This is a genomic window from Alteromonas sp. 14N.309.X.WAT.G.H12, assembly GCF_036697315.1.
Classification (GTDB): domain Bacteria; phylum Pseudomonadota; class Gammaproteobacteria; order Enterobacterales; family Alteromonadaceae; genus Alteromonas.
In genome coordinates, this window is record NZ_JBAHZB010000102.1 from 1 (window position 1) to 8,822 (window position 8,822).

Consider the following 8,822-nt stretch of genomic DNA (forward strand, 5'->3'; position numbering starts at 1 on the left):
TTTTAACAGGCTAATCGCTTCGTAATTTTCGTTACCACCGTCCACATTGGGGATCCATTCCCCCTCATTGCGAGAGTAATCCAGATAAAGCATGGATGCCACGGCATCGACACGCAACCCATCGATATGGAATTTATCTAACCAAAATAAGGCATTGGCCACCAGAAATTGCCGTACTGTATCCTTACCAAAATCGTAGATACAGGAATTCCAATCTGGATGCCAGCCACGCCGCGGATCGTCATATTCGTAGACATGACTACCATCAAACCGCGCCAGACCGTGGGCATCTTCAGGGAAATGTGCCGGTACCCAATCAATAATGACGCCAATATCTGCCTGATGACAGCAATCGACAAAATATTTAAATTCATCGGGAGAACCAAACCGACTTGTGGGAGAAAACAGCCCCACCGGTTGATACCCCCACGAACCATCAAAAGGAAATTCCGATACCGGTAGCAGTTCCAAATGGGTATAGCCCATTTCCTTCACGTAAGGAATTAAGGTTTCAGTGAGTTCGCGATAACTAAGATAACGTTGGCCGGAACCCTCATCCGGTCGACGCCAAGAGCCAAGATGGACTTCATATATACTCATCGGTTGACTGTATTTATCAGCCTGACGTTTTACCATCCAATCATTATCTTGCCACTGATAGTTATTGTGATTAAAAACCTTTGACGCGTGAGAGGGGTATTGTTCTGCGGCAAAACCCAGAGGGTCGGCTTTGTGGGGCAAGTCATTTCCCCATGCATCCTTAATTTGATACTTGTATCGTTCTCCCTCGCCAATACCTGGGATCACCAATACCCAATAGCCCAACTCAGTTTGTTGCATAGGATGGCAACGTCCATCCCAGCGGTTAAAATCACCAATGACCGATACCGCTGAGGCGTTGGGCGCATACACCGTAAAATGGGTCCCCGCGATACCATCCACGGACACCAGTTGTGCGCCGGCTTGTCGGTACAGGTTATCTGGCTTGTGATCGATAAAATGAACACTGTGATAGGCTTCATGTTGGAATTGATAAGGATCTACCACGGTATATTCGTGGCCATCGGTTACCACCGTTAACTGATAACGATCCCCAGGCGATAGCGCCTTGGTATAGCCGGTAAATAAATGATTATGATCGGTGAGCGCAAGTTGACAGAGTTGCTGAGTATCTCCTAATCGCTGTACCGTTACCGAAACAGCATCGGGAATATAAACTGTAATATTAAGGCCTTTTTTTGTTTCTTTTGGCCCAAGAATGGAAAATGGTTTTGCACAGCGTGCATGTGCTAGCTGTTTTTCTACTACCATGTTGTACTCCTGAAAACCCGTTTGAACAACAAACGGGTTGCGGTTTCTCGCTGCGGTGGCGCGGCCGCTAATCGGTACTTGCCCGTTTTCTTGACGCGGTTAAATTCGTCGCCAATGCAGTGATGTCCTGATTTTCAAATATTGCTTCTAACGGTTGGGATAATTTCCTGCGCCAATTTGGATACTCATTAAACGTACCAGGTACATTAACAGGCTTATCCATTTGCAACCAGTCTTCCAATTGCAGGCTAAGCAGCGCACTTGATCCCCTCGCCATATGCAACTGCATGCCATGATTTAATTCCGTTGTCATTCCCGTGTAATTAACATCACGACTGATATTGTCGCTAATGGAATGATGTGCATGTAGTGAATCCAATATGGCCTGCTTATCACGGTGTCTTTCTCCGTAAAGTCGTTGAAGTATAGCATCCGTGGGATACAAGCCGAGCTCCTTGCCTAATTCCAGATCAAGGCAATGCCAAAACCCGGTAAGGGTGGGCATATCGTGGGTTGTCAAAGTTGACATGGATTGCACTGGATAATGGGCTGGTGAGAAAAATCCACCGTCAGGCGCTTGCTCAAAGAAAAAAACGCGATAAGAGTAAATGCCATTTTCTGCCAATTTAGCACGAATTTCTTCCGGTACAGTTCCTAGATCTTCGCCTATTACCAAACTTTGTTGACGATGACTTTCCAATGCCAGGATCCCCAGTAAATCATCAACAGGATAATAGACATAACCGCCTTCTTTTGCATCGGCATCTTTGGGCACCCACCATAAGCGCAACAACCCCATAACATGGTCGATACGTAGGGCACCGCCACCGGCCATATTGGAGGAAAACAAATCAATAATGGGTTGATAAGCCTGTTCATACAACTTGATGGGATCCATGGGCGGCAACCCCCAATTCTGGCCTAACGGCCCGAGTACATCCGGCGGTGCACCCACGGATGCATTGACGCAGTATAAATCTTTATTTCCCCATATCTCCGCACTTCCCTCACTGACACCCACCGCTAAATCACGGTATAGGCCTAGCGCCATGCCAGCGTCTTTCGCCGCTAGGCTGGCTGCCTCTAACTGTAATGCCGCTTGCCATTGCAAAAATAGATAAAAAGTCACCCGTTTTTTATGTTCTTTGGCAAATGCGGCGACGTCGTCGCTGTGATATTCCCCAAATCCATCAGGAAACACCGGCCATCCCCAAGCAGGTTGACCATTTTGGGATAAAAATTCCTGCATCGTATCGTAAACAGCCAGCATGTTAAGGCTTTCACCACCGGCTTGAACAAAGGCTTTAAACGCCTTGTTTTGTTTCGTTTTTTTCGTCAAATACTTCGCATAATACACATCAAATAAGACACCGAGGGCTTCTTTTTTTAGCGCTGCTACCTCGGTATAGTCCACAAATTCAGCATCACGGGCCGCCTGGATCCGTTGCTGAAATGACGTCGTAGTAACTAGCTTTTGTACCGACTCATGGTCAAAGCAAGGCATAGCGGTAACATCAAGATAAAGAAAATTCAGCCAACGCCGAGAAGAAGGTCCATAGGGACTGCAGACTTCGGGATTGGCAGGATACAGCGCATGAATGGGGTTTAAACCAATAAAATCGGCGCCCAGTTCGCCGGCTTTTTTCGCCAGTTGTATTAGGTCAGTAAAGTCCCCTATTCCCCAGTTGGTGTGCGAACGCAAGCAATAAAGCTGCACACTTAACCCCCACAACTTTTGGCCTTCAGCAATAGACTTTGGGGTATAGCACGCTTGGGGAGCCACAATCAGTCGCATCGTTGCCAGTGGCTCGTCATCGTCTTCAACATACAAGGTAAGTTGGTGATAACCAAGGGGCACCGGCTGGGGCATGATTACACCATATTCATGGTATTCAACGTCCTGAAGTTGCGCCACATTAATCAAATTTTCGTCCACTGGCGTAAAAGTGTGATTAAAGGACTGTCCATCTTCCGTGGACAGGACTACAGTATAAGTATCGGTGACCAATTCAATGGGCAACCGTATCAAAAATGGCAACGCATCTGATTGGCGTACAACCTGTACCGGGTTTAGCGGTGACTGCCAGATTTTACTGGCCTCTTGATGAAGTCGGTTTTCAATGACGGAATCGCTGCTGGTATCGTAGCCCAGTGCATTAAGTAATTTAATCTGGCTTGATTCTGAAATCGTCTCGGGTTTCCCCCAGGCGTCAAAATAATGGGTTTCAATCCCTCGCATCTCAACCAGTTGTTGTAAGGCGGAGTTAGTCATAGTTTTATTTCCTGTATTCTAGGAATGACTATGGTGGAATTGTTCCAGTCATTCAAGTCAGTACCGTATTTTTGTGCCAATTTCGAATAAAAAGGCCATAGACGAATAGCACAAGGTAATAATGCAATATATTGTAATTTTGCAACACTATTAGCTTTTCTCTTTGCCAATTATGCCAATTTGATCCATACTTTACGTAATTTTTTTTCACCAGTACCAAATTTTTAGAGGTATGACATGACAATACGCATCGGTATCAATGGTTTTGGACGCATCGGTCGTTTAGTAATGCGCGCTGCACAACAGCGTGAAGATTTAGAAGTTGTTGCCATTAACGACTTACTCGACACTGACTACATCGCCTATATGCTGAAGTATGATTCAACGCACGGTAGATTTGACGGTGACGTTGCCATCGAAGATGGCCAATTAGTCGTAAATGGGCAAGCTATCCGTATTACATCAGAAAAAAATCCTGCTGATCTGGCATGGGGCGATGTGAATGTAGACGTTGTGGTTGAAAGTACAGGCTTGTTCCTGACAAAAGAAACCGCATCGGCCCACATTCAAGCGGGTGCGAAAAAAGTGGTAATGTCCGCGCCATCAAAAGACGACACCCCCATGTTTGTGATGGGTGTTAACCATGAAAAGTACAATGATGAGACCATCGTTTCGAATGCATCTTGTACCACAAACTGTTTAGCACCCGTCGCTAAAGTACTGAATGATACATTCGGTATTGTGGATGGTTTAATGACCACCGTACATGCTACAACAGCGACCCAAAGAACCGTAGACGGCCCATCTCATAAAGATTGGCGCGGTGGACGTGGTGCCGGTCAAAACATCATTCCTTCATCAACGGGCGCAGCAAAAGCCGTTGGTAAAGTCATTCCTGAACTCAATGGAAAACTCACCGGTATGGCATTCCGTGTTCCTACCCCTAACGTTTCCGTTGTTGACCTTACCGTGAATCTTGCCAAACCAGCAAGCTATGACGAAATTTGTCAGGCCATGAAAGCCGCGTCTGAAGGCGAACTAAAAGGTATTTTAGGTTACACAGAAGAAGCCCTTGTATCTAACGACTTCCTCGGTGATGCACGCACCTCTATCTTTGATGCCGGCGCAGGTATTGCACTAACCGATACCTTCGTAAAAGTGGTTTCTTGGTACGACAATGAATGGGGTTATTCAAATAAAGTACTGGATTTGGTACAGCACATTTCCAAGTAAGCCCCACTGCGAAACAAGCAATTTAAAAAAAGGTGCGATTATTTATCGCACCTTTTTTCTTTTCCATGCACAATAAATAACAGAGAGATTTTTTGTCAAGGAGACATCTCATGAGTTTACCACCCACAATTACCGTGGAAGAGTCGGCGGGAATTACATTCTTAAATGTAGATAATGCTTTTGGCACCTGTCGAATTAGCCTTTTTGGTGCCCATGTATTGTCCTACACGCCGAAAACAGACAATAAAAACCGGTTGTGGTTGAGTCCCCATGCATACCTCAATGGTGAACGTCCCATTCGCGGCGGGATCCCCATCTGTTGGCCATGGTTTTCTGATGATCACGGTCAGGAAAAAGGCGCACTTCCTTCCCATGGTTTTTTACGCACACAAGTGTGGCAAATCCAGTCCACTGAAGAAACCGATGAAGGTACATACATTGTACTCAGCCCTTCTTACAGCCGCGGTGAAGGATTCGAATACGACTGTAACGTAAGTTACGAGATCTTAGTGGGTCAACACTTATCGGTGACACTACAAACCCAAAACAGTGGCGTGATCCCTTTTACCTTCAACGGCGCCATGCACACTTACTTTGCCGTGCCGGATATTACCCAAACAGTAATAGCAGGTATTGAAGGGGAATATAAAGATAAACTGGAAAGTTGGGCGATGAAACCTTCTCCGGAGCGTTATATCATAGAAGGCGAAACGGATCGCATTCATCAGTTTCCCTCGCCGGAGGTCACCATTATCGATAATGGCAGCCCATTAACCCGTATTACCTCCCTAGGTCATGATTCACTGGTTGTATGGAACCCTTGGCAAGGTGCGGCATCGATTGCGGATATGGATGCGTTTGGGTTTAAACATATGTTGTGTGTCGAAACGGCAATCACTAACGGCATTACCCTTGCCCCCGGTGAAGCCTATGGCATTACCCAAATCGTGACGGGGCTTTAAGTCATATCAAAAAGAACATCGCTGAGCGACGGCTATGTACGATGAACGGCGCTTAACATGTTAACCATTACTCGGTATCATGGCGCAACATTATATTTACAAATGTAACGTCTGCCATCCTCCAAAGTAGCCCACTGCATGGAAGTAATCCATTGATACATAAGCTTTTTGTTTATCTTACACTGCGACTTTTCACGCCGTTCCTTTTGCTTTTCAGCAGTACCTTTGTGGTTCACAGTGAAGAATACAAAACCTGCCAATCCTGCCACAGCGACATTGTTGCACAGTGGCAGGCGTCTGATCACGGTAAGGCCATGGCGGTTGCCACTGATGCTACCGTATTGGGCGATTTCAATGATGTCTCGGTTACTCATTATACCCAAACCGCCCACTTTCTTCGTGAAGGCGGGCACTACATCATTGATTTTACCGAAGGTGATACCACCACCCGCTACAAGGTGAAATATGTGTTTGGGCATTTCCCGTTGCAAGAATATTTAATCCCCGCTGACAATGGCAAACTACAGGTCTTTCCTTTTGCTTGGGACAGTCGAACCCAAAAAGAAGGCGGTCAAAAATGGTATCCGTTACACGCAGATGAAGATATACACGAAGCGGATCGCTTACATTGGCAACAACCGCTACAAAATTGGAACGGCATGTGTGCTGATTGCCATTCATCAGGACTAAAACGGGGCTATGTTCCTGAAACCAACAGCTTTGAAACCCATTTTTCCGAAATCAATGTGTCCTGTCAGTCTTGCCATGGTGATATGTCATCCCATGCCGCCCACCCAGATGACGCCGCCACCGCAGTGATGAGTAAAAGCGAACAGAAAGCACTGGGACAATGGTTACGTAAAAACGACGAAAGCATTGCCAGCTGGCACGGTGAGCCCAGGGACAATACATTTATGGATACCTGCTTTAGTTGTCACTCTCTGCGTTCTCCACTCACCGACGGTATCGATCCTAAGGCCGCATTCTTGGACCAATTCAGTCCAAACATGCTAACCCCACCCCTTTACCACCCTGACGGACAAATTAAAGAAGAGGTGTATGTTTATGGATCTTTTTTACAAAGTAAAATGTTTGCCGCCGGCGTGAACTGTCTTGACTGCCACAACCCTCATACCATGAAGGTCAAAGTACAAGGCAATGGGTTGTGTCTCCAATGCCATTCTGCACAAGCTTATAACACCACCGAGCACACCCATCACCCCTTAGATACCGATGCGGGGCAATGTGTAAACTGTCATATGCCACAAACCACGTATATGGGCGTAGATGCTCGGCGAGATCACAGTTTTAGTGTTCCTCATCCGGCCGCCGCCGAACAAACTGGCAGTCCGAATGCGTGTTTAAATTGTCACTCAGATAAAACCAACGCCTGGTCGCAAACCGCCATCAAACAATGGCATCCCAATCCAAATCGGCCCGTTACCTTTAATGAAAAACGCTATATGGCGTTAATGGCCGGTGAGCAATTAACCAAAAATCAGGCGTTTCAGCTGATTAATGCCAACGATTTACCCGTCATTAAACGGGCAACGGTAATAACCAACCTACCCCGTATTGTCAATACGTTAAACGACAGCGATATAAAAAACCTGGTGCATCATCCAGAGCCCCTCCTTCGTCTTGGCGTAGCGCAAATCGGTCAATTACTGCCCCCGGCAGAGAGGATCAAAAGCTATCGCGCGTTACTCGAAGACAAGTACCGAGCAGTACGGGTGGCTGCCGCCACACAATTAGTTGGCTTGGCTCTTAAAGACAAGGACTATCGTTTGGCATTAGATGAATTATACCGGTCGAATGAGGTTAACCAGTGGCGCGGTGAAGGCAATCTCAACCAAAGTTTGGTGTATTACCAACAAGGAAACGTCCATGAAGCGGAAAGCCTACTGAAGCAAAGTATTCGTGTTGAGCCCTACTTCGATGCCAGCTATATCAACTTAGCAGAGTTATATCGGGTACAAAACAAGGTTACCCAAGAACAGGCGGTATTACAGGATGGATTAAAAGCGATGCCTAAAAATGCTTTAATGCATTACAGTTACGGCATGTTGCTTATTCGTCAAAAGGAAAAAGTTAAGGCAGTAGAGGCATTTAAAAAAGCCTCTGAACTCGCCCCCGACAACCCACAAAACTGGTATATCTACGCCTTAGCACTGGACAATATTCAGCGCACCGACGATGCCCTTAAGGTATTAAAAGAAGGTATTACACAAAGCAATGATCCTCGCTTAATTCAGCTTGGCTTAAACTTCGCTCAAAAAACGGGTAACAGAAGTGCCTATCAATATTTTATGCAAAAAAAACCGCGCTAAATACCGCGCGGTTTTGATCTTGTTCTTATCGTACCAAAAGGTTTAATTAACCGAGCTTTGCACCGGCACAGGCTTCTTTTGCAAGCTGAGTAATGGTTGCCCAGTCATCGTTGGCAATGGCATCATCCGGCGCTAGCCATGAGCCACCAACACAACGTACATTAGATAACGCCAAGTAATCATTATAATTACCCGGTCCAATGCCACCGGTAGGACAAAATGCCACGTCGGGGAAAGGCCCACCAATAGATTTAATAGCCTTTACGCCACCTGATGCTTCAGCAGGGAAAAATTTAAGATGATCATACCCTGCATCTTTCGCTGTCATTAAGTCGGAGATAGACGATATACCTGGAATTAACGGTATGGAGCCTTCAGCGCCGGCTTTTAACAGAGATTCTGTTAACCCTGGACTGATGGCAAATTTAGCTCCCGCTTCAACCACTTGCTTAAGTTGCTGAGCGTTCGTCACCGTACCCGCTCCCACGATAGCGTCGGGCACTTCATCTGCGATTTTCTTAATGACGTCCAGTGCTACCGGAGTACGAAGGGTTACCTCTAACACTTTTATGCCGCCCGCCATGAGTGCTTTTGCCAGTGGTACCGCTTTTTCCACGTCTTTTATTACCAACACCGGGACCACAGGGCCAGCTGCAAAAATGTCCGCCGGTGAATATTTCCAATTCGTTGTCATAATTAACTCGCAGTATGTTG

The 8,822-nt window shown here is 46.2% G+C and carries 6 protein-coding genes; 3 read left to right on the forward strand and 3 right to left on the reverse strand.

What is annotated here, in order from left to right:
- Both V5298_RS17185 and malQ read right to left on the reverse strand, forming a co-directional pair.
- Window positions 1-1,311 (reverse strand): GlgB N-terminal domain-containing protein (locus V5298_RS17185; RefSeq protein WP_332932663.1); only part of this gene is annotated, 1,311 nt, incomplete at its 3' end.
- A 67-nt stretch (window positions 1,312-1,378) separates the two neighbouring features.
- Entirely contained in the window at window positions 1,379-3,583 is a 2,205-nt protein-coding gene (gene malQ, locus V5298_RS17190; protein ID WP_332932664.1) for a 4-alpha-glucanotransferase, read from the reverse strand.
- Window positions 3,584-3,820: 237 nt separating this feature from the next.
- On the opposite strand from malQ, the gene gap reads away from it, so the two are divergent.
- The 3 genes from gap (at window position 3,821) to V5298_RS17205 (ending at window position 8,108) form a co-directional block, all read left to right on the forward strand.
- Window positions 3,821-4,816 (forward strand): type I glyceraldehyde-3-phosphate dehydrogenase, encoded by a 996-nt coding sequence (gene gap / locus V5298_RS17195; RefSeq protein WP_332932665.1) that lies wholly within the window; start codon window positions 3,821-3,823, stop codon window positions 4,814-4,816.
- Window positions 4,817-4,926: 110 nt separating this feature from the next.
- Entirely contained in the window at window positions 4,927-5,778 is an 852-nt protein-coding gene (locus V5298_RS17200) for a D-hexose-6-phosphate mutarotase (protein ID WP_332932666.1), read from the forward strand.
- A 227-nt stretch (window positions 5,779-6,005) separates the two neighbouring features.
- Complete coding sequence (locus tag V5298_RS17205; RefSeq protein ID WP_332932667.1) at window positions 6,006-8,108, forward strand: tetratricopeptide repeat protein; 2,103 nt, start codon at window positions 6,006-6,008, stop codon at window positions 8,106-8,108.
- A gap of 46 nt (window positions 8,109-8,154) precedes the next feature.
- On the opposite strand, the gene V5298_RS17210 is transcribed toward V5298_RS17205, so the two are convergent.
- The gene (locus V5298_RS17210; protein WP_332932671.1) at window positions 8,155-8,802 is read right to left on the reverse strand and encodes a bifunctional 4-hydroxy-2-oxoglutarate aldolase/2-dehydro-3-deoxy-phosphogluconate aldolase; all 648 of its coding nucleotides are present in this window, start codon (window positions 8,800-8,802) and stop codon (window positions 8,155-8,157) included.
- Between the last annotated feature and the right edge of the window lie 20 nt (window positions 8,803-8,822).